This window comes from Parasedimentitalea maritima, assembly GCF_005771405.1.
Taxonomy (GTDB): Bacteria; Pseudomonadota; Alphaproteobacteria; order Rhodobacterales; family Rhodobacteraceae; genus Parasedimentitalea; species Parasedimentitalea maritima.
Genome location: NZ_VAUA01000005.1, coordinates 15,383 through 37,913, shown reverse-complemented (window position 1 = coordinate 37,913; position 22,531 = coordinate 15,383). Strand labels below are relative to the sequence as shown.

The 22,531-nt window shown below is 51.0% G+C and carries 15 protein-coding genes and 1 tRNA gene; 9 read left to right on the top strand and 7 right to left on the bottom strand.

Annotation, left to right across the window (positions count from 1 at the left end; all coding sequences use genetic code 11):
• Position 1: 1 nt before the first annotated feature.
• Both FEE96_RS10780 and FEE96_RS10775 read right to left on the bottom strand, forming a co-directional pair.
• Positions 2 to 2,233 (bottom strand): Hint domain-containing protein, encoded by a 2,232-nt coding sequence (locus FEE96_RS10780; RefSeq protein WP_138163059.1) that lies wholly within the window; start codon positions 2,231 to 2,233, stop codon positions 2 to 4.
• 276 nt (positions 2,234 to 2,509) lie between these two features.
• Complete coding sequence (locus FEE96_RS10775; RefSeq protein WP_138163058.1) at positions 2,510 to 3,403, bottom strand: LysR family transcriptional regulator; 894 nt, start codon at positions 3,401 to 3,403, stop codon at positions 2,510 to 2,512.
• 91 nt (positions 3,404 to 3,494) lie between these two features.
• Between FEE96_RS10775 and FEE96_RS10770 the strand changes: the two genes are divergently transcribed.
• From FEE96_RS10770 to FEE96_RS10760, 3 genes are all read left to right on the top strand, one after another.
• Positions 3,495 to 4,286: a HalD/BesD family halogenase gene (locus FEE96_RS10770; RefSeq protein ID WP_138163057.1), complete on the top strand. Its 792-nt coding sequence runs from the start codon at positions 3,495 to 3,497 to the stop codon at positions 4,284 to 4,286.
• A gap of 105 nt (positions 4,287 to 4,391) precedes the next feature.
• A complete protein-coding gene (locus tag FEE96_RS10765; protein WP_138163056.1) occupies positions 4,392 to 5,651 on the top strand; it encodes a M24 family metallopeptidase in 1,260 nt (419 codons plus the stop codon).
• A gap of 45 nt (positions 5,652 to 5,696) precedes the next feature.
• Entirely contained in the window at positions 5,697 to 7,178 is a 1,482-nt protein-coding gene (locus tag FEE96_RS10760; protein WP_138163055.1) for an aromatic amino acid lyase, read from the top strand.
• Between the two features lie 284 nt (positions 7,179 to 7,462).
• Here FEE96_RS10760 and FEE96_RS10755 read toward each other — a convergent pair.
• Positions 7,463 to 7,536 (bottom strand) — tRNA-Gly (locus FEE96_RS10755).
• A 58-nt stretch (positions 7,537 to 7,594) separates the two neighbouring features.
• A complete protein-coding gene (locus FEE96_RS10750) occupies positions 7,595 to 9,637 on the bottom strand; it encodes an ASKHA domain-containing protein (RefSeq protein ID WP_138163054.1) in 2,043 nt (680 codons plus the stop codon).
• 259 nt (positions 9,638 to 9,896) lie between these two features.
• On the opposite strand from FEE96_RS10750, the gene guaB reads away from it, so the two are divergent.
• The 3 genes from guaB to FEE96_RS10735 all read left to right on the top strand — a co-directional run bounded on the left by guaB (position 9,897) and on the right by FEE96_RS10735 (position 14,974).
• Positions 9,897 to 11,345 carry an IMP dehydrogenase gene (gene guaB / locus FEE96_RS10745; protein WP_138163053.1) on the top strand — a complete coding sequence of 483 codons (1,449 nt, stop codon included), beginning with the start codon at positions 9,897 to 9,899 and terminating at the stop codon, positions 11,343 to 11,345.
• A 51-nt stretch (positions 11,346 to 11,396) separates the two neighbouring features.
• Positions 11,397 to 12,575 (top strand): RsmB/NOP family class I SAM-dependent RNA methyltransferase, encoded by a 1,179-nt coding sequence (locus FEE96_RS10740; RefSeq protein WP_138163052.1) that lies wholly within the window; start codon positions 11,397 to 11,399, stop codon positions 12,573 to 12,575.
• A gap of 92 nt (positions 12,576 to 12,667) precedes the next feature.
• Positions 12,668 to 14,974, top strand: a complete 2,307-nt coding sequence (locus FEE96_RS10735; RefSeq protein WP_138163051.1) for a hybrid sensor histidine kinase/response regulator — start codon at positions 12,668 to 12,670, stop codon at positions 14,972 to 14,974.
• 58 nt (positions 14,975 to 15,032) lie between these two features.
• Here FEE96_RS10735 and FEE96_RS10730 read toward each other — a convergent pair whose 3' ends face one another.
• The gene (locus FEE96_RS10730; RefSeq protein ID WP_138163050.1) at positions 15,033 to 15,629 is read right to left on the bottom strand and encodes a gamma-glutamyl kinase; all 597 of its coding nucleotides are present in this window, start codon (positions 15,627 to 15,629) and stop codon (positions 15,033 to 15,035) included.
• A gap of 191 nt (positions 15,630 to 15,820) precedes the next feature.
• Here FEE96_RS10730 and recA point away from each other — a divergent pair, with 191 nt between their 5' ends.
• From recA to FEE96_RS10715, 3 genes are all read left to right on the top strand, one after another.
• Positions 15,821 to 16,888, top strand: coding sequence for a recombinase RecA (gene recA, locus FEE96_RS10725; protein WP_138163049.1), 1,068 nt, complete (start codon positions 15,821 to 15,823; stop codon positions 16,886 to 16,888).
• A gap of 149 nt (positions 16,889 to 17,037) precedes the next feature.
• Positions 17,038 to 19,692 (top strand): alanine--tRNA ligase, encoded by a 2,655-nt coding sequence (gene alaS / locus FEE96_RS10720; protein WP_138163048.1) that lies wholly within the window; start codon positions 17,038 to 17,040, stop codon positions 19,690 to 19,692.
• Between the two features lie 2 nt (positions 19,693 to 19,694).
• Positions 19,695 to 19,982 (top strand): DUF1330 domain-containing protein, encoded by a 288-nt coding sequence (locus tag FEE96_RS10715; protein WP_138163047.1) that lies wholly within the window; start codon positions 19,695 to 19,697, stop codon positions 19,980 to 19,982.
• A gap of 102 nt (positions 19,983 to 20,084) precedes the next feature.
• On the opposite strand, the gene typA is transcribed toward FEE96_RS10715, so the two are convergent.
• Together typA and FEE96_RS10705 are read right to left on the bottom strand one after the other, a co-directional pair.
• Positions 20,085 to 21,905: a translational GTPase TypA gene (gene typA, locus FEE96_RS10710; protein ID WP_138163046.1), complete on the bottom strand. Its 1,821-nt coding sequence runs from the start codon at positions 21,903 to 21,905 to the stop codon at positions 20,085 to 20,087.
• A gap of 123 nt (positions 21,906 to 22,028) precedes the next feature.
• Positions 22,029 to 22,364, bottom strand: coding sequence for a DMT family transporter (locus FEE96_RS10705; protein ID WP_138163045.1), 336 nt, complete (start codon positions 22,362 to 22,364; stop codon positions 22,029 to 22,031).
• Positions 22,365 to 22,531: the final 167 nt, after the last annotated feature.

Below are 22,531 nucleotides of genomic sequence, written 5' to 3'. Positions count from 1 at the left end.
ACTAAGGATGCGCGATATTTGCTTGAAGCACGAACGCTTCATGGGATTTTAGCGCACGCCGAGCAGTTGGATAATGGTAGTCTTGGCATTGGAGTTCCGGAAACAGGTCTACCAGTTCCTTGCGTTGTTTTACATCCATACCAACCAATGTCTGGTCCCCAGGCTGAAAACTTTCACTCCATGTTCGATCAGCTTGAATAATTTCATGCTGGTCAAACAGAAGGTGGATGTAAGTAACATCGTTAGAGGTTGCACGTAAGATATTATAATCATTGATTAAGTGCAGCGCTGGGACCAGTACTTCTGGATCACCGAACAGCAGTTCAGACAGAGCACCAGTGATGAGCATTCGGTGTTGAGGTGACACGTACATATCGCGCTCAGGCATACCGTTGCCTAGGGCGTTTGCACGAATTTGTACCGGTGCAAACTGAGGTTTGCTCGCAAGGTCGTGTTCATTCAGATTGCGTCGACCGACCCACCGAATTGTCTGATAGCCGTTGTCGCGTGTAAGCACTTTATCGCCGACGGATAGATGTTCAACCGGAACCTCGCCGTGTGCAGTCAGAATTAGTGACCCTGGTGTGAAGCAAGCGATGACCTCCTCTATATTTGAGAAGGTGAGGCTGCCAGTCACATTTCCAAGCTCATCCAGAATCTCAACTGTTCCAGATTCGTTGTTGTCGGAATCGTAAATGATATTGGTGCGGCTAGGTCCACCAAGCGCGCTAATATCCAGTTGGTCGTAATCATCGCCACCCTCGCCACCGTCGACGACATCACCATCACCGGCAATAATCAGGTCCCGATCATCGCCCCCTGACAAAGTGTCACCGTCATCGCCACCAATCAGGGTGTCATTTCCAGAGCCACCATTGATGCTATCGGATCCAGAACCCCCATCCAGGTAATCATTCCCAGACCCACCATTCAGGGTATCGCGACCCTCGTCTCCATACAGCGTATCGTCTCCGACCCCGCTGTTCATGTAATCGTTACCTGTACCGCCTTCACCATAAAACGAAGATCCTGCAGACGCACCATCGAGGAAGTCGTTTCCAGCATCGAGAAAAATTCGATCTGAGTCTTCGTAGACGCCTATAAATACAAGGTCATTTCCGTCGCCACCATGTATTTCATCATTTCCTTGGCTGCCTGCAAGGGTGTCATGCCCGTCGCCGCCATAGACCGTATCCACGCCCATGCTACCAATCAGCGTGTCGTTACCTTCTTCGCCATAAATCAGGTCATCTTGGTCGCGGCCAAATACGTGGTCATCGCCAGCGCCGGCATAGATCAAATCGTTGCCATATAGCCCTTCAAGACGGTCATCACCATCACCGCCAAGAAGGGTGTCGTCGCCCCAGCCGCCAGTTAGGGTGTCATTGCCGCTACCACCAGAGATTAGATCATCGCCATCACCGCCACTGTGGTAGTCGTGTCCGTCACCTCCATAAAGAGTATCGTTGCCATCGCCGCCTAAAATGGAGTCGTTGCCAAGCCCGCCGTTAACGGAATCGTTTCCATCGCCAGCAAGAATTGTATCGTCACCATCTCCAGCAACAATTTCGTCATCGTTTGATCCATCTAAAGCGTCATTATTGTCGACTCTGTCACCCTCAGGGTCGCCCAGATAAGATGTATCGATCAGGTCAGAACCGTCAGTTCCTTCAACAACGTGGCCAAGAGCGGCGGGGATGGAAAAGCTTAGATCAGATAGGCCAACGCCGCCTGAGATTGGTGCATCTTCTCCATTGCTTAGGGCCACAGCTAACTGTGAAATTGGCCCGGGTAAGAGAACGGTAATATTAGCTGGATCGGCCCCCTCGGCCTCAATCGAAATAGATCCGTCTGGATTAACCGAGACTATTTGATCCGTCACGCCTCCTAGGGACGCAATTACTGTCTCCGAAGGTATTATAACCCCGTCAGCATCGTACGCCCACAAGGTCAGCTTGTCGTCAAACGACGAGCCAATTGAGTTAACATGCTCAAGTTGAAAACTCAGGTTGGTGACCGGATTAGAAAATCCAAAACTGGCAGTTACTGGATCGCTGGCGCCAAACGACCCGAAATCAGAGACGTTATTACCGGATTGGCTTGCATCCCAAGAATCCGCTGAAAATGTCCCCGTAACAGTTGTGCTGTTGCCACCGTCTTCCAGTACCATACTGGCGCTCTCAGCTGTACCGTTTGATCCAGTGAGCCAAATATCGTTGTCGAGGCTTAACATGATCGAAAACACCACTTGGAAGCATTGAACATTACAGGGGCCCAACTATTTAAATTCTGCATATTTGGAGCCCCACGGTCACAATGAGCTGGCCTGACAAAAATGTACTCTCGCCGCATGATGAAGTTTCTTTCACGTCAAAGAGACCATGGCGCGACAGAGGTAAGGTCAACCAGCGCCAGTAATATGGTGAAACTGTGACCAAAATTATTGGATCAGCTGTTTCTTTAGGGGCGGTAGTCGAATGGAGCGGCTGTTTTGCGGCGCGTCAGAGGTCTAATCCAGATCGAGGTATTTCAAGAACAAACGGACTGCGGGTGCCTCTGCCCGTGCATTGGGATAGATGCAAACATAGTCCTTTTTCATTGGCAGTGAGACGCTGGAGGGTGAAACCAACGAACCTGAAAAAAGAGCCGAGCTTACAAGAATGGAAGGTGCAAGGGCGATACCGGCGCCTTGTTTTGCAGCCGAAATTGCAAGCGACGTATCACTCAGAACAAACCCAGGACTTGTGAGAGCTGCGCCGCCAGTGCCCGCTTCACGACGCCAGTCTAACCAAAGCGGTTCGCTGGCGTAACTCGGGCCCCATTTGTTATGGATAAGCTTGGCATCAGGAACATTGGTGAGCATTCCTTCAGGATCGGAGTGCCGCGCCCAAAATGACGGTGCACAGACCGGAATTGCTAAGTCAGAAAACAAGGGGGTTTGGCGGTATTCTGGATAGAACACGGAGCCAAATGTCAGACGAACATCAATCGATTCCCGCTCGAAATCAATTGGATCTTCCTGGACACGTATATCCAAGCAGATACCCGTCTTGTTACTGAATTCTAGCGCCTTCGGGAGAAACCAAAGCTCAGACAGGGCGGGGAGTACACTGACCACCAACTGACGGGAGCGTTTGTTGCTACGCACGATTTGGGCTGCATCAGATAACTCGCTAAAGGCATGCGCAAGTTTCGGGTACATTTCCTCTCCGGCATCGGTCAGAGAGATGCGGTTTCCTTTGCGTAGGAAAAGCTTTTTACCCAAGTGATCTTCGAGACTCTTTACCTGCAAGCTGACGGCGGCAGAGCTGACGCCAAGTTCATTGCCTGCCAGAACAAAACTGCCGCATCTGGCGGCGACCTCAAATGCACGCAATCCATTTAATGAAGGTAGGTTTCGCATCTACACCCTAATTTTTCTTATGGTACCCAATAATTGATCTGGTTGTGATCGTCCAGCACTTGCATTCAATTGAGACAACGGAGGACGAGACATGAACCAGTTTATCGATCTTGAAAAATACCCATTGGACCGGCCGGACAGTGCGGCATACGCCAAATTGGTTGGAAAGTGTCAGACTGACCTTGCCAACGATGGAATGTTCAATCTGCCGGGATTTTTAAAGCCTGGTGTGGCGCAAGCTGCGGCGGATGCTGTCAAACCGGCAATGGACAACGAGTCGTTCAGGCATGCTCGGTGTCACAACGTCTATTTCAGAGACACGGTGCCGGGTATCACCGATGACCACCCAGCGATGAAGAAAGTTGAAACCGTGAACCACACCTTGTGCGCCGACCAGTTGGAAGGCAACCCGGTGATTGATGTTTATGAATGGGCACCTTTTGCAGCGTTTCTGGCGGCAACCAAAGGCAAAGAAAAGCTATATCAGATGGCAGACAAAATGGCCTGCGTAAATGTGCAGGCGACCCGTGACGGCGAGGGTCTGAACTGGCATTTTGACCGGTCGGAATTCACTACAACGATCCTGCTTCAAGCCCCACAAACAGGTGGGCAGCTAGAATTTCGCAAAGACCTGCGTTCGGAGAATGATCAGAACTTTGACGGTGTTGCGGCTGTGTTGGCTGGAAAAGACCCGGAAACCAAACAAATAATGCCCGAACCGGGTGCTCTGAATGTTTTTCGTGGGGTGAATACACCGCACCGTGTGGTTCCGGTTCAGGGCCCAATCGACCGAGTGATTGCTATCTTTTCCTTTTATGAACAGCCCAATGTAATCTTTTCAACCGAAGAGCAGCAGGGCTTCTACGGGCGCTCTATTGGTTGACCTATTCGCTCGCCATCTGAAAATTCAGGTGCGGACTACAACAAAACATGACGGCAAGGTCGCCACTTACTGGTAGAAGCCAGTTCTTCATTACAGGATGTCACAATGACTCAATCCCAGAGTGTCTTCAAAGATGACCGTAAGTTGACGTATTTGAATGGTGAAGGCGCAGATAAGCCGCTGATTAGCCCGGTGCCCAAGACAACGTTGGACAAAGCTCGTTCTTACCGCTTGGATCGTCTACGAGAGCAAATTGTGGTGCATGATGTGGCAGGGCTTTTGCTCTATGATCCAATCAACATCCGATACGCATTTGACAGCTCTAACATGCAGGTCTGGACCAGCCATAATCCAGTTCGGTACGCTCTGATCCTAGCAGATGGTCCGGCGATCCTATGGGAGTTCAAGGGCTGCGAACACTTGAATGATGGTTTAGATGGTATTGACGAAATTCGTACTGCAGTCTCATGGATGTTCATGACCAAGGGCGATAAGGCACCGACAGGCGTCAATATTTGGGCTGACGAAATTGCAGATGTTTTACGTCAACATGGCGGCGGAAACACACGCTTTGCCGCGGATAAACTGGATGGCCCAGGTTTACATGCTCTTGAAAATGTCGGTTTCACCTTTGTTGAGGGGGCAGAGCTTACTGAACGCGCCCGGTCTATCAAGTCGGTTGAAGAAGTCGATTTGATGCGCTGGACAATCCGCGTTTGCGAAGCCGGTATGGCACGGATCTACGATCACTCTGTCCCTGGTGCTACCGAACGTGAACTCTGGGCTCATCTTCACTTTGAAAATGCGCGTTCTGGCGGCGACTGGTTAGAAACCAAACTGTTGGCTTGCGGACCGAACACCAACCCGTGGTACGCCGAGTGTTCCGATCGCATCTGTCAAAAAGGGGAAATGATATCCTTCGACACCGACATGATTGGCCCATACGGCTATTGCGCGGACCTGTCGCGCAGTTGGACTTGTGGCTACACGCCGATGAATAGTACGCAGAAACGGATATATTCAACGGCGCTGAATCAGATCAACCACAACCTGTCCATCCTAGGCCCGGGGATGAGTTTTGCCGAGTACAACGATAAAAGTTGGCGTATCCCTGAGCAACATGCCGATTACCGTTATTCCCTTGCTGTACACGGGGTTGGAATGGCCGATGAATGGCCCGTAATTCCTCTGCATGTAGACTTTGACGACACAGCTACGTCAGGGCAGATCGAACCGGGCATGGTGTTATGTGTTGAGAGCCTGGTTGCCGAGCAGGGATCCGAAAGCGTTAAGCTGGAAACGCAGGTTCTGATAACGGAATCCGGCTATGAAAGACTGGATAGTTTTCCGTGGGAATCCATTTGATTGGGTAGGTTTCTACGCGTGAAAATCCTGCATTGAAAGTGAGCTATGGACGAAGTTTCACACCTGCCGACCCGCGATCCAATTGTTCTGAACGGGGTGTCGCTGACCTGTGAACAGCTGGTTGAGGCGGTACAGCAGAACTCTAAAGTAACGTTTGCACAAGAATCCAGAGCACGGATTCAAGACGGTCGTGAGGTCGTACAGGAGGTCGTGGCCAGCGGTGTCCCTGGATATGGGATCACCACTGGTGTCGGATCGCAAAAGGATTTCATGGTCGCTGCAGACCATGTGCAGGATTTTAACCGTCGACTGGCTCGGGCACATGCAACCCATATCGGCGGCGCAGTGCTGCCAAAAAGTCGTGTACGGGCCGCTTTGATTATCCTCGTCAATGAGTTTTCACTTGGGTTATCCGGCGTTTCGGAACCTTTGGTTCAACTGCTCACTGACAAAATCAACACAGCAATAATGCCCGAGGTATCGCCATACGGGACTGTGGGTGCGGCAGATCTCATACCGATGTCTCAGATCGCGAATTGGCTGCAAAGCACGCCAGAATCTCAGAAACTTGGCATTCCCGGACCCAAAGAAACGTTGTCACTTATCAATACCAACGCGATCACCCTGGCCACCGGAGCTGAAGTTCTGATGGAAGCACGCGCGATCTTGGACTTGGCAAATCTTTCGTTGGCATTTTCGCTTGAAGCGTTTCGCGGTAATCTAGATTCAATCTCTGAACAGGTGAACCTTGCCCATCAACGTCGAGGGCAGGCGCAGGTCAGTGAGAAAGTGCGTTATCTTCTACGCAACAGTAAACTTTGGAACACGGATCAAGCCCGGCGCATTCAGGATCCGCTGAGTTTTCGCTGTGCATCGCAGATCCATGGTTCGCTTAGGGAGTTGCTAGACCGAGCAATTGAGATTTGGGATCAAGAGTTGAATTCCGTAACAGACAATCCGATTGTTGATACTGCTGAACAGTGTGTCCGCTCGCACGGCAATATGGATTCAACCCGTATGACTCTGGCGATTGATGGGTTACGGCAAGCCTTTGCCAAAACACTGGATATCTCTGGTGAGCGGCTCCACAAGCAACAATGGACCGAGTTTTCCGGTCTGCCCACTGGTTTCGCCGATACAAAAAGCCCATTGGGCGGGGTTCAGTTCCTGAACCTTGGACATTTGGCAGCGTCCCTGATCACATCTACAAAGATATGGGCGGCGCCTTCGTTGCTATTGTCTGTAGGCCAACTCGCTGACGGAGTAGAAGATACCGCAGGTCATGCATTACATTCAGTTGCTGATTTTGAACGTATTCTTGAAGCCGCCCGTCAGATTTTGTCCATAGAAATCATAGTATCAGTCTGGGCGATTAACAAACGTGAGTTACCAGTATCAACACTGGGCGAAGGTCTATGGGACTTTGCTGCACAAATTACCCCGCTATTGCCAATCGGGACTGAAGGAATGGATGTTTTTTCAATCGTACCGATCATTGAAACCCTGCGTTCCCACAGACAGAATTGAATTTCTAAGTTATGTTTGATGAGCGCTCATGCAAAAGAGTAAAAAGGCGGTCAATACGGCAATAGTGTCGAATTTTCCGATGCTTATACGGGACAATCGTCAAGCCTGAGGTGAAGTAGATAACGCAGTAAACAGAAAAGTAGGGGGGGGGCTGTAGTAGAGCTTTAAAGAGCTCAACGGCTTGTCCGTCGTTTCTTTGCAACGAAATTTTGTCTAGACCTAAGTATCCGAATAGAAACGCACTTTAGGCAGTTGGAAAGTCAGCGGAAATTTCATGATCTTGATGGAGCGGGTAACGAGAATCGAACTCGTAACTTAAGCTTGGGAAGCTCGCGTGATACCTTTTCACCATACCCGCACATCAAGGATTGGGTATTCCGGCTGAGATGTAGCGTCAATACCCGTTTCTTGATTATTTATTCGCGGCGGCGGCGGCGTTTACGGCCGCCAGACTGTTCACCACCACCTGTGTTGAAATTAACGTCCGGTAGCGTAACAATGCTATTTAGAATGGGGAAAGGCTCGGCCGAGTTCGGGATCGCCGATGCGTTGACAAAATGCTCTTGAAAGCGTGACTCAACTGCGGTCTCAATTTTTTCAATCCGGCGTACTGTGTCTTCGATTTCGGTTCGGGCTTTCGTGTTTAGTAATGCGATGCGGGCTCCGGTGCCGGCGGCATTTCCTGCACTGGTCACCTTGTCCAAGGGGCAATCCGGGATCATCCCCAAAACCATGGCGTGTTTTGCAGAAATATGCGCTCCAAAGGCTCCCGCAAGAATGACCTTGTCAACTGTATCGACACCGAACTTATCCATGAGCAAGCGAGCGCCAGAATACAATGCTGCTTTGGCCATCTGAATTGCACGGATATCCGGGTTTGTGACAGTGATGTTGAGGCCACCTTCTTCTCTGCCATCCCAAATGACGTAAGAGTTGGTGCGCCCATCAGCTATGCACCGCGAAGTTCCTGTTTGTTCGGCTGACCCAATGAGGCCTGATGCATCTAAAAGCCCGGCAAGACGCATCTCAGCAATAGCCTCGATAATGCCTGACCCACAAATCCCAGTGACGCCGGTGGTGGCTATAGCATCGGCAAACCCATCTTCGTTTGACCAAATATCTGATCCAATCACCCTAAAACGAGGTTCCTTGGTTTCTGGGTCTACCTCGATGCGTTCGATAGCACCAGGCGCGGCGCGCTGGCCCGAACTAATCTGCGCCCCCTCAAAGGCTGGACCTGTGGGGGAAGAACATGCCAGTACTTTGTCTGTGTTACCCAAAAGGATTTCGGCGTTGGTGCCAACGTCAACGACCAGCATCAGGTCTTTGGATTTATCGGGGGCCTCAGAGAGTGCCACAGCGGCGGCGTCCGCCCCGACATGCCCTGCAATACAGGGCAGAATGTACACACGGGCAGTGGGATGGATCTCTAGATCCAGTTCTTTCGCATAAAGAGATAAGGCACCGGACGACGTCAGCGCAAAAGGGGCTTGACCCAACTCAAACGGATCAATGCCAAGAAAGAGGTGGTGCATCACAGGGTTGCATACGAACACAGCGTCGACAATCAGTGCTTTGTCAATTTCTGCTTCGTCGGCTACCTGCGCAAACAGTGTATTCATTCCTTCACGGACGGCCTGCGTCATCTCCTGATCGCCGCCTTTGTTCATCATCGAATAGCTGACACGGCTCATCAGGTCTTCACCAAACCTGATCTGAGGGTTCATGATACCCGATGAGGCAACAACATCTCCGGTTTGAAGGTCACACAGGTGCGCAGCGATAGTTGTTGATCCAAGATCAATAGCTAGCCCGTAGATCGAGCCATCATAAAAGCCGGGCCAAATATGCATGATTGTAGGCGGGTGAATTTCATCACCTAAATGTACGGCAACCGTGACTTTCCAGTCTCCCTTTCGCAAAACGGGCTGCATGGATTGCAATATGTGCAGGTCAGCTTTGACGTCTTGCAAGTCCCACTGGGTTTCCAGCGCTTCAATCAACCGTTCCAGATCGCCATTGGGCTTGTGCATGTCGGGATGTTCAACATCGACGTAATACAGCCGGGTTGATGGGTTCATAGTGATATCTCGGACCTCGGCCCGTTTGCGGACCACTTGCCGGTGGACCTGACTTTCTGGAGGAACATCAATCACGATGTCGCCTTGGACCAAAGCCTGGCACCCCAGGCGCCGTCCTTTTGTCAGTCCTCGTATATCATCATACCGTTGCTCGACTTTGTTCCATTCACTTAGTGCAGCCTCTGCGACTGTAACTCCGTGCTTTGGGAACTCTCCATATGATGGGGTGATTTGGCACTTGGAACAAATGCCTCTGCCTCCACAGACCGAATCCAGATCAACACCCAACTGCCTTGCTGCAGTCAGAACTGGTGTTCCAGCCGGGAAGTGGCCGCGTTTACCCGAAGGGGTGAAAAGGACGAGAGGATCGGTGGTCATGATGGCGTCTTCTTGTTGTGTAGGTAAGGCGGAGAATATTGGGTTTTTCTAGGAGCGAAAGGCAGGTTACGCCATTTTCAGGCCTTGCGGCGGCATTTTGTTGTAAACATGTGAGTCAGATGCTGATTTCTGCAGTCAGCGAGTGGAGAACAAACCACTTTCGGCAGCTCCTTGTCGTTTTTTGCGACAGCCCCTTTCCCCCGATCAACATCCATGCGATAGGGTGGCCGCCAAACGGGGCTTTGCATGGGGACAAAAAATGCAGATTCGTGAGGCATTCACCTTTGATGATGTTCTTTTGGTGCCGGCGGCGTCGAGCGTACTACCAAGTACGGCCGATACGCGTACCAATGTAACGCAATCTATAACACTGAATATTCCGTTGCTGAGTTCAGCGATGGATACAGTGACCGAGGCTCGTATGGCAATTGCCATGGCACAGGCCGGTGGAATGGGTGTTATACACAAAAACCTTGACGCTGATGAACAAGCAAAACAAGTTCGGCGGGTCAAACGGTTCGAAAGTGGAATTGTTTATAATCCAATTACTTTGACGGCGGATCAAACGTTGGCCGACGCCAAATCACTGCAAGAACGCTATCGGGTTACCGGTTTTCCCGTTGTGGACGCACAGGGACGGGTGGTCGGCATCGTTACCAATCGAGATATGCGGTTTGCTTCGGATAATAAAACACCCGTCTCAGTGATGATGTCGTCCGATAATCTTGCGGTATTGCAGGAGCCCGCTGATTTGGCCGAAGCCAAATCCCTCATGGAGGCTCGACGGATTGAAAAACTTTTGGTCACCGATGGCGAGGGTAAACTAACCGGGTTGCTGACCTTGAAAGATATTGAACAAGCCGTGCTAAATCCCACTGCGTGTAAAGATGATCTTGGTCGCCTGCGCGTGGCGGCCGCTAGTTCTGTCGGAGATTCAGGTTTTGCCCGCACCGAGGCATTAGTGGACGCAGGCGTTGATATCGTTGTGATTGATACAGCGCATGGTCACTCGGCCGGCGTGATAGAGGCAGTCACACGAGCCAAGGCATTATCGAGCTCGGTTCAAGTGATTGCTGGCAACGTCGCAACTGGTGCTGCAACCAGAGCCCTTATTGATGCCGGGGCGGATGCGATCAAAGTGGGCATTGGCCCTGGTTCGATCTGTACAACCCGAATGGTTGCAGGTGTAGGCGTGCCGCAGCTCACCGCCATCATTGATTGCTCTGCAGCTGCAGGCGACATACCTGTCATAGCAGATGGTGGTATTAAGTTCTCAGGCGATTTTGCTAAAGCGATTGCTGCTGGAGCCTCTTGTGCAATGGTTGGGTCTATGATCGCCGGAACGGATGAAAGCCCTGGAGAAGTCATTCTGTATCAGGGACGTTCGTTTAAGTCATACCGCGGTATGGGAAGCATCGGAGCAATGGCGCGCGGGTCTGCTGATCGCTATTTCCAGAAAGACGCTGCCAGCGATAAGCTAGTCCCTGAGGGCATCGAAGGGCAGGTTCCCTATAAAGGATCTGCGGGCACGGTTGTTCACCAATTGGTCGGCGGCCTGCGCGCTGCGATGGGGTATACTGGCTGTGCCACAGTCGCCGAGATGCGCCAAAATTGCGAGTTCGTTCGTATCACCGGCGCTGGGCTTAAGGAAAGCCATGTGCATGACGTTCAGATTACTCGCGAAAGCCCAAATTACCGGATTGGCTGACCAACAAGGAGCGTAGACGATGAGCAATGAGATAGACCAAAGGGTATCGGCGTGACCCCCGGTGCCCGTTTGCAAGCGGCGATTGAAATTCTCGATCAAATCCTGGACGGCGATGCCGCCGAGAAAGCTCTGACAGGCTGGGCGCGGCGTAGTCGCTTTGCTGGATCTAAAGATCGCGCCGCTGTTCGTGATCACGTATTTACCTCTTTGCGTTGTCTACGCTCACATGCTGCGTTGGGCGGTGCCAGCACTGGACGCGGGTTGATCCTTGGTGCTTTACGCGAGGCAGGAATAGATCCTGATACTCTGTTTAATGGCGTAGGTTATGGTCCAACCGAGCTTAGTGACGACGAGGGTTTGATCGCGCGAGATCCTAGCAGCCCTGCTGAACGCCTTGATATCCCTGAGTGGCTTTGGCCTCAATTCGCGGCCAGCCTGGGCGATGCCGCAGAGGCAGCGGCTGAATCGCTGCGCCATAGGGCCCCAGTTCATTTGCGTGTAAACGCTCGCCGTTCAAAAATTGACCAGGCAATCGAAGATCTAGGCGAAGAAGGTGTCACCTGCGTTGCTCATCCTGCTTCTGAAATGGCGCTGGAGGTAAACGAAGGTGCGCGTAGAATTCGCAATTGCGATGCCTACCAATCAGGTCTGGTTGAATTGCAAGATGCTGCAAGCCAGGCAGTGGTTGAAATTTTGCCACTAACCAATGGCATGAGAGTGCTGGACTATTGTGCTGGCGGAGGTGGAAAAAGCCTGGCAATGGCTGCACGCGCAAACCTGTCACTTTTTGCCCACGACAAAGCACCGCAAAGGATGGAAGATTTACCGTTGCGCGCCGACCGGGCAGGGGTCGATTTGACAGTGCTTACAACCGATACTCTTGACCAAACAGAACCGTTTGACCTTGTACTATGTGATGCGCCCTGTTCTGGATCCGGATCCTGGCGGCGCTCTCCCGAGGGTAAATGGCGCCTAAACGCTGTGCAACTGGCAGAGCTGCAGGATGTTCAGGGTGAAATACTAGACAAGGCTTCGCAGCTGGTCGCTCCTAACGGAGTTCTCGCTTACGTTACATGTTCGGTCCTGGATGGCGAAAACACACATCAAATACAACAATTTATGGAACGTTCATCAGGTTGGAAATTGGAAACGGAACAGGCCTGGCCGGTTCAAGGAGGCACAGATGGTTTCTATGCAGCCGTGTTGACGCGCACAATTACCGATTGCTAGGTGTTCTATAGGGAAAGCTTCCTTTTCTTAACGTGGTCTTAACCCTGAATGCCGCGAAGTAGGCGGCGAAGAATCCAGCTAACGGAGCCGTAATGATCGGTCGCCAAAACTCACCTGTTCCTGACTTTCGCGTTTCTGCGCCTGAAAATGCCCGGCTCGCCGCTACGGTGCTGCTTGCAATCATGATGGTTTCTGCCTCCTGGCTTTTTGGTTGGCCAGATTGGGTGGCGCGCGGTCTGATCGCAGTTGGGCTGACTTTGGTTGCAGTTGCTGCGATGATGGCAGCACAGGCTCGGCTCCGGCTTCGCGCGCGCGCGATGGCTACCGATCTGTTGACTGGGTTCATCGAAAAGGACGCGAGTCCTAGTTTTGTTGCCGATGATGACGGTGTGATTCATGCAAGAAATCCAGCGGCTGCTAAACGGTTTACGGATGCAGAAAAGGAGACTCTTGCAGGAACATTACGGGCAGTACTAGCAAACCCATCCGCGGTTTTGTTTCGGTTACAAAGTCGGGCCCGTGCAGACGGCGCTGCGCAAGAGGATGTCATTACACGTCGTGGCCATGTCAGGCTGTCTGTTCACCAGATGCACGGCGGCAGTTTTTTGTGGCGGGTTGAAGATATTGTTGAACGTAGCAGTTCGGGTAGAAATGCAGAGAGTATTCCAATACCGCTTATGACTGTGGGGCGCACTGGCGCCGTATTATTTATGAACGAGGCTGCACGCAGCTTGGTTGGCAGTCGTGTAAAATCATTGGACCGTGTTTTTGTTGATCTGCCAGTGAGATCTGGACAGATCAATACCATGACGACTGCGAACGGTCCTATTCAGGCGTTGGTGGTTGAAAATACGCGCACCCAAGGGCGCAATGAACTGTATTTCCTTGAAACAGATAGTGCAGAAGGCTCTGAAGGTGGCACCACTTTTGAAAACCTACCGGTGCCGTTCCTAAAAGTAGCGCCCAGTGGTGAGGTTTTATCCGTCAACAAGCTTGCACTTGCCCTAATGGGCGTTGCCAATTGTAACGATAAAAAATTGGGCCAGTTGATGGAGGGGCTAGGGCGGCCAATGTCTGATTGGCTACGCGACACTGCAGATGGTCTTGCCCCTAACAAATCTGAGTTTTTGCGCTTGTCACGCCGGGATAAGGAAGTCTTTGTACAAGTTACTTTGAGCCGGGCGATTGAAGATGGCGTTACTGTTCTAATTGCAGTTCTGAATGATGCAACCGAACTAAAGACCTTGGAAGCACAATTTGTGCAAAGCCAGAAAATGCAGGCGATTGGCCAATTGGCGGGTGGCGTTGCCCATGACTTCAATAACCTTTTGACGGCCATCTCAGGTCATTGCGACCTTTTGCTATTGCGTCATGATCAGGGCGACCAGGACTATGGTGATCTAATTCAGATTCACGAAAATGCCAATCGTGCTGCTGCGTTGGTAAGCCAACTTCTGGCCTTCTCACGTAAGCAAACGTTGTTACCTGAAGTGCTTGATCTACGAGATACTCTTTCCGACTTGACACACCTGTTGAACCGCTTGGTGGGTGAAAAAGTTACGCTTACGCTTAGCCACGACCCTGTCATGCGGTCCATTCGCGCTGACAAGAGGCAGTTGGAACAAGTGTTGATGAACCTTGTTGTGAACGCGCGCGATGCCATGCCTCAAGGGGGGGAGATCCGTATCGAGACAGAGGTCGTCTCCCTGGATCGACCAATTGAGCGCAACCGCGCTACTGTGCCAGCCGGAGATTGGGTTACCGTCAAGGTGCTGGACGAAGGTGAAGGTATTGACCCTGACAAGCTGCAAAAAGTGTTCGAACCGTTTTACACAACTAAACGAACCGGTGAGGGGACAGGCCTAGGGCTTTCCACCGCTTACGGAATCATCAAACAAACTGGCGGATATATCTTTGTCGACTCCATTAAGGGGTCGGGAACAGAATTCACCCTCTATTTTCCTGTTCACAATGCACAAGTCTCACAAGCCAAGACGGCCAAATCAAAGATCGAGGATACCGCTCCAAAGCATGGTGAAGGTGTTGTACTTTTGGTCGAAGACGAAGCACCAGTGCGAGCCTTTGCATCTCGTGCATTGCGACTTCGCGGCTATACTGTACTAGAAGCTGAATCTGCTGAGGATGCGTTGCGTACTCTGGAGGACCCCGGTTTGAATGTAGATGTGTTTGTCACTGATGTGGTGATGCCCGGCATGGATGGACCCAGCTGGGTGCGTGAGGCCCTAAAAACACGCCCGGACACCCGTGTAGTGTTCGTTTCCGGCTACGCAGAAGGAGCGTTTGGCGAGTCACAGCCCAATGTGCCCAATTCGGTTTTCTTGCCAAAGCCGTTTTCGCTAAATCAGCTGACCGAAACAGTACATGAGCAACTTAACTGATTAGCCATCTATTCAAACTTATCTGGGCCGCCGCAAACGGGAGACCAGTTTGCTTCGGCTACAAATTTATACTATTATATAGGGCAAATTCATCTGCACATTTGCGTCGTAGAATGGATTCGGTTTTAGTCGACAACGACAGCTCCATAACAGGACTGACATTTTCTTGTTTAAGGCAAATTTCAGTGTCCAGTCTTTGCTGCAGGAAGGCAATCAGACGCTCCTGCTTTTCATACTTAAACAAGTGAGTCACGGCACACCCATTTGGTTGAGCTGCAAGAAACACGGCCTGACTTCCAACATTTGCAAATGGCGGCTGTTTACCCTTGCAATACGAACGTACGAACTCATCAAATTCAATATCTGTGGTTGCGTTGTCCTTACCCACCATGAATGGCCGACGGCGAAAGCGATACCAACTTCCCAACCAGCTTATAGGCTCACGCATGACTGCAACAACTTCCATTTCAGCATCGCAAACTCTCTGAAACATCGGTCTTACCCAGCGATTGTATCTATAAAGAGGTGCGTGTTTTAGATCTGGTGGACTCGAAATCACCATATCAGCTCGCTCACGCAAGGCGGAATGCAAAGCTGTTGTCCCGGTTTTAGGAACAGATAGGAGAACAAGACGTTCTTTGAAGAAAACCAGCATTTTGTTAGTTCCGGTCGTAAGATCATATGGTTAACACTCATAAACTATTCTTTAACAGTATTGATGAACAGTAAAGGCGTGAAGAATTAATTTGCAATGTTCTCACTTTGATCTCATAAGGAACATTAAGGGAACAAAGCAGTGATTGCCGCCCGCTTTAGGGTGTGACACATAGGGAAGGACTGGGGACAATGGCGGATCTTTTGACCATGAAAGACAAGAAAAGCGGCGATAAACAAAAAGCCCTGGATAGCGCTTTAGCGCAGATCGAGCGTCAGTTCGGTAAGGGTTCAATCATGAAGCTCGGTGATGGCAACGCCATCCAGCAAGTCGAAGCGAGTTCGACTGGCTCGTTGGGGCTGGACATAGCTCTTGGAATTGGCGGTTTGCCAATGGGACGCATAATCGAAATTTACGGACCAGAAAGTTCCGGCAAAACTACCCTGACTCTGCATTGTGTTGCTGAACAACAGAAAAAGGGCGGTGTTTGCGCTTTTGTGGATGCCGAACATGCTCTCGATCCCATGTATGCGCAAAAGCTGGGTGTTAATCTTGATGAATTGTTGATTTCTCAACCTGACACCGGCGAGCAGGCTTTGGAGATTACCGACACATTGGTCCGTTCTGGCGCGGTTAACATGATTGTTGTCGATTCAGTTGCGGCACTTACTCCCAAGTCTGAACTTGAAGGTGATATGGGGGATAGCAGTGTTGGTGTTCAGGCCCGCCTGATGAGCCAGGCAATGCGGAAATTGACAGGTTCGATCAGCAAATCTAAATGCATGGTGATCTTTATCAACCAGATTCGCATGAAGATTGGCGTGATGTTTGGATCACCGGAAACAACCACTGGCGGTAATGCGCTGAAGTTTTATTCATCAGTTCGCCTTGATATTCGCCGTATAGGTGCAATCAAGGATCGAGACGAGGTTGTTGGCAACGCAACCCGGGTGAAAGTGGTGAAAAATAAGGTGGCTCCGCCCTTCAAGCAGGTTGAGTTCGACATCATGTATGGTGAAGGCATCTCCAAAATGGGCGAACTTCTGGATTTGGGGGTGGCAGCCGGTGTCGTCAATAAATCTGGTTCTTGGTTCAGCTATGGTGATGAGCGCATTGGTCAGGGCCGTGAGAACGCCAAGACCTATTTGCGTGAACATTCGCATATTGCCTTTGATATCGAAGACAAGATTCGAGCCGCTCATGGATTAGAATTTGACCGTCCAGCAGTTGCGGATGGAGACGATATCCTAGAAGCCTGAAATTGAAGACTATGGGTACGAGAGGGCGCAATTTTGGTTGCGCCCTTTTTTCGTTTGTATCGGGTCAATGGCAACTGTGGACAGCAACCGACGTGGCAGCTAAACCTGATTGAAATGCTGTCCAAAGCCCGCCAAGAGATCATAAAAACATGCCGACTCTGAACGAAATTCGATCAACCTTTCTGAACTACTATTCCAAACAAGGGCACGAAGTGGTTGCATCTAGCCCGCTGGTGCCGCGAAATGATCCGACATTGATGTTTGTCAATTCGGGGATGGTTCAGTTTAAAAACCTGTTCACGGGTCTGGAAACACGTGACTATAGCCGTGCGACGTCGGCTCAGAAGTGTGTAAGGGCAGGCGGCAAGCACAACGATCTAGACAATGTTGGCTACACTGCTCGTCATCACACTTTCTTTGAAATGCTGGGCAATTTCAGCTTCGGAGACTATTTTAAAAAAGAAGCAATCCCTTTTGCTTGGGAACTGTTGACCAAAGAGTTCGATATTCCCAAGGATCGGTTGTTGGTCACGGTCTACCATACTGATGACGAAGCCGCAGAGATCTGGAAAAAAGTTGCTGGGCTAAGCGACGACCGGATTATTCGTATCCCAACCAATGACAATTTCTGGCAGATGGGTCCGACTGGCCCTTGTGGTCCATGTACTGAAATATTCTTTGATCATGGCGATCATATCCCCGGAGGCCCCCCAGGGAGTCCGGATGAGGATGGTGACCGTTTCATCGAGATCTGGAATGTTGTTTTCATGCAGAACGAGCAGTTTGAAGATGGCTCGATGACAGCACTTGATATGCAGTCGATAGACACCGGCATGGGGTTGGAGCGGATTGGTGCGTTGTTGCAGGGCAGCCATGACAATTATGATACGGATCTGTTCAAAACATTGATCGAAGCCTCGGCCAATGCCACCTCAGTTGATCCCTATGGCGACCAGAACGTGCATCATAGAGTGATTGCAGACCATCTTCGCTCCACGTCCTTTTTGATCGCTGACGGTGTAATGCCCTCAAACGATGGCCGCGGCTATGTTCTTCGACGTATCATGCGCCGAGCCATGCGGCATGCACATTTGCTCGGGGCTAAAGATCCTGTGATGCATCAGCTGGTTCCTACGTTGGTGCAACTTATGGGTAGTGCATATCCTGAGCTTGGCCAGGCTCAGACGTTGATCGAAGAAACCCTGAAACAAGAAGAAACTCGGTTTAAGCAGACTCTGGATCGAGGGCTGAAATTACTTGATGATGAACTGGATGGGCTAGATGAAGGAGCACCTTTATCTGGCAGAGCAGCCTTCAAGCTATATGACACCTACGGATTTCCATTGGACCTGACACAGGATGCTTTGCGCGAAAAAAACCGCAGTGTCGATACCGAAGGCTTTGACAGCGCTATGGCTGAACAAAAGGCCAAGGCCCGAGCCGCTTGGACTGGTTCGGGTGAAGCAGCAGATAGCACCGTTTGGTTTGATATAGCCGAAGAACACGGGGCAACAGATTTCCTAGGTTACGACACTAACGTTGCTGAAGGCCAAATCGTTACACTCGTCCAAAACGGAAACCAGGTTCAAACCGCAGCTCTTGGGAAAGAGGTTCAGATCGTCCTCAATCAAAGCCCGTTTTATGCAGAATCGGGAGGCCAAGTTGGCGACAGCGGTATGGTCCGCAGCGACACTGGAAAAGCACGTGTTACAAGCACGCGTAAGGTGGCAGGAGTGTTCATTCACTTTGCAAATGTCACCGAAGGCAAGATCGATGCGGGCACTGGTGCACAGCTACAGGTCGATCCGGAACGTCGTGCCAATATCCGTGCAAACCATTCTGCCACTCACCTGCTACATGAGGCCCTACGGGAAACCCTTGGAACTCACGTTGCACAGCGCGGATCGCTGAATGCTGACGATCGTTTACGTTTTGACTTTAGTCATTCAAAAGCCATGACAGCTGAGCAATTGTCAAAAGTTGCCGCTGATGTGAACGCCTATATTCGACAAAACACTGTCGTTGAAACTAGAATAATGACGCCTGATGATGCGCGGGAAATCGGTGCGCAGGCTTTGTTCGGCGAAAAATATGGTGACGAGGTTCGTGTTGTGTCAATGGGGCACGCCAACACTGGCAAAGGTCGCGATGGCATGACTTATTCCATCGAGCTTTGCGGCGGTACGCACGTACGCCAGACAGGCGACATTGGTACATTTGTATTGCTAGGTGATAGCGCCTCTTCGTCCGGGGTACGCCGGATCGAGGCCCTGACCGGAGCAGCTGCCTTTGCACATCTTGAACGCGAAGCGTCCCAACTGGGAGCTGTAGCCAGCGCGCTAAAGGCACAGCCTGCGGATGTTCTAGAGCGGTTGAAAGGTCTTATGGATGAGCGCAAGTCTTTGCAAAATGAAGTAGCTCAATTGCGCCGTGAGCTTGCGATGTCTGGCGGATCAGGACCGAGTGTCGAAGCAAAACAGGTTGGTGGGGTAGCCTTCATTGCACAGGTGTTGAACGGTGTGTCCGGTCGAGATCTTCCAGCCCTCATTGACGAACATAAAGAACGTCTGGGATCGGGTGCGGTGTTGTTGATTGCTGATACTGGTGGAAAAGTGGCCGTAGCGGCGGGCGTAACAAAGGATTTGATCGGCAAGGTATCTGCCGTGGATCTGGTTAAGGCTGCTGTGGTTGAGCTGGGCGGGAAGGGTGGCGGAGGCCGCCCTGATATGGCGCAGGGCGGTGCAAAAGATGTAACAAATTCTGACGCGGCGATCTCAGCCGCTGAAAACGTACTGGGAGATTAATGATGGGCGCACTTTGGATAGCACATGTAACTGTGACTGATGACGAGGCATATGGCAAATATGCAAAGCTGGCCGGCCCGGCAATCGCAAAACATGGTGGCGAATTTGTTGCCCGTGGTGGACGTTTTGTGCAGCTGGAAGGCAAGGAACGTCCACGGAATGTTGTCGCCAAATTTCCCTCAGTTGATGCAGCCGTTGGCTGCTACCACAGCCCGGAATACCAAGACGCCTTAAACCATGCGCGTGGAGCGTCGGAGCGTGAACTAATGGTTGTCGAAACCAGCGAATGATTCTTTATAAACCGTCTGTCACATCTGTGGGTGTGCGTTATTAAATGAGTTAGGGGCGCCGGTGAAAACCGACGCCCCTGACTTTTTTATACCAATTTAGTCTTAACCCGCTGCGCGGGCGGCACGTTTACGTTCGTGTGGGTCCAGATGACGCTTACGCAAGCGGATCGCATTTGGCGTGACTTCAACCAATTCGTCGTTGTCAATGTAAGCGATCGATTGCTCCAGAGACAGCGTTACGGGTGTTGTCAAACGTACAGCTTCGTCGGTGCCGGATGCACGCACGTTGGTAAGTTTCTTACCTTTCAGCGGGTTCACTTCCAAATCATTTTCACGGCTGTGTTCGCCAATAATCATGCCTTGATAGATATCAGCCTGAGCGCCGATGAACATTTTCCCACGCTCTTCTAGGTTCCATAGCGCAAAGGCCACGGATTGACCGCTCTCCATAGAAATCAGAACACCTGCTCGACGGCCTGGGATCTTGCCTTTGAAAGCTTCCCAGTCATGGAATACGCGGTTTAGTACACCGGTACCGCGCGTATCTGTCATGAATTCTCCTTGGTAACCGATCAAACCACGAGACGGCACATGGGCAATAATACGGGTCTTGCCGACGCCAGCTGGCTTCATTTCGGTTAGAACGCCCTTACGAACGCTGGTCAGTTTCTCGATTACGACACCAGAGTATTCGTCATCAACATCGATGGTGACTTCTTCAACGGGCTCCATTTTTTGTCCATCAACGTCACGGAACAGAACCTGAGGGCGTGAGATCGATAGTTCGAAACCCTCACGACGCATGTTTTCGATCAGAACACCCATCTGGAGTTCGCCGCGGCCGGCAACTTCAAAAGCATCTCCACCGGGAGTATCGGTGATGCGGATCGCAACGTTGGTTTCTGCTTCTTTCAACAAGCGGTTACGGATCACGCGTGATTGAACGTGTTTGCCATCGCGACCCGCCAATGGGCTGTCATTGATCCCAAAGGTGACGGTGATCGTTGGTGGATCAATCGGCTGTGCTTCCATAGCTTCGGTAACCTGAGGATCGACGATGCTGTCAGCAACGGTGACTTTTGCCATACCGGCGATTGACACAATGTCTCCGGCCTCGGCAACATCAATTGGTTGCTGTGTCAGGCCACGGAACGCCATGACTTTAGTTACCCGAAAGCTCTCTATCTGAGTCCCATCACGGGAGAGGCCCTTCATTGTTTCGCCAGCTTTCAAGGTACCACTTTCTACGCGGCCCGTTAGTAGGCGTCCGATAAAGGGATCATGTCCCAAGGTGGTGGCGAGCATCCGGAAAGGTTCATCTTTGCGAGCTTGCTGTGCCGGCGCAGGTACATGTTCGACGATCAAGTCGAACATTGCAGACAAGTCCTTGCGTGGTCCTTCAAGGGTCATATCTGCCCAACCAGAACGCCCAGACGCATACATAGACGGGAAGTCCAGTTGTTCATCTGACGCACCCAGGTTTGCGAACAGATCAAAGCACTCATCCAGAGCACGGTCAGGCTCACCATCAGGTTTGTCGACTTTATTGACCACAACAATTGGTTTCAGACCCAATGCAAGAGCCTTTGAAGTAACGAATTTTGTTTGCGGCATAGGACCTTCGGCAGCGTCCACCAAGAGAACCACACCATCGACCATCGACAGGATCCGTTCAACTTCTCCGCCAAAGTCTGCGTGGCCCGGAGTATCGACAATGTTGATACGCGTCCCATTCCATTCCACCGAAGTGGCTTTAGCAAGAATGGTGATGCCGCGTTCACGCTCCAGGTCATTGGAATCCATGGCCCGTTCAGCCACAGCTTGGTTGTCGCGGAAAACACCGGATTGTTTTAGCATTTCATCCACGAGAGTGGTTTTACCGTGGTCCACGTGGGCAATGATCGCAATGTTGCGCAGGTCCATGAAGTCAGCCTTTGTATGGGAGTTGATGCGCCCATAGCCTGATCACAGCTCAAAGGCCAGAGAAAACACATATCTGTTGCATCAAACCTGTCAGATCACCGGTTCAAAGCAGCTTTTTGCCACTTAATGATGTGATGAATCCGAATAGAGGTGGATGATCAAAATTCCGATAAGAATGAGAGACATTCCAAATATCGCGGGCAGATCCAATCGTTGGCCAAAAACTGCATAACCAATTGCCGCTATCGTAACGATGCCTAATCCAGACCAAATAGCGTAAACTATGCCAACAGGCATGACCTTAAGCGTAAGTCCCATCATGTAAAACGAGAACCCATAAGCGAACAGGACGATAAGTGACGGAAGCAACCGTGAAAACTGTTGGCTGGCCTGTAGAGCCGTGGTGCCGATTGTCTCCGCGATTACTGCTACAAATAGATAAATATAGTGGATGGGCATGTGGTGTCTTTCGAACAGTTCACGAGGAGGTGGCTCCTAAATAGCGCCTTTGATAGCGTTTGCGACGAACCGTGCTGATCAGAAAACGGCGTCAGCTGTCGTACCTTGACCGATATCGATCAAAGGTCTGTATGAATGAACAACGGTCTGTGCGTTCGAACACTCGA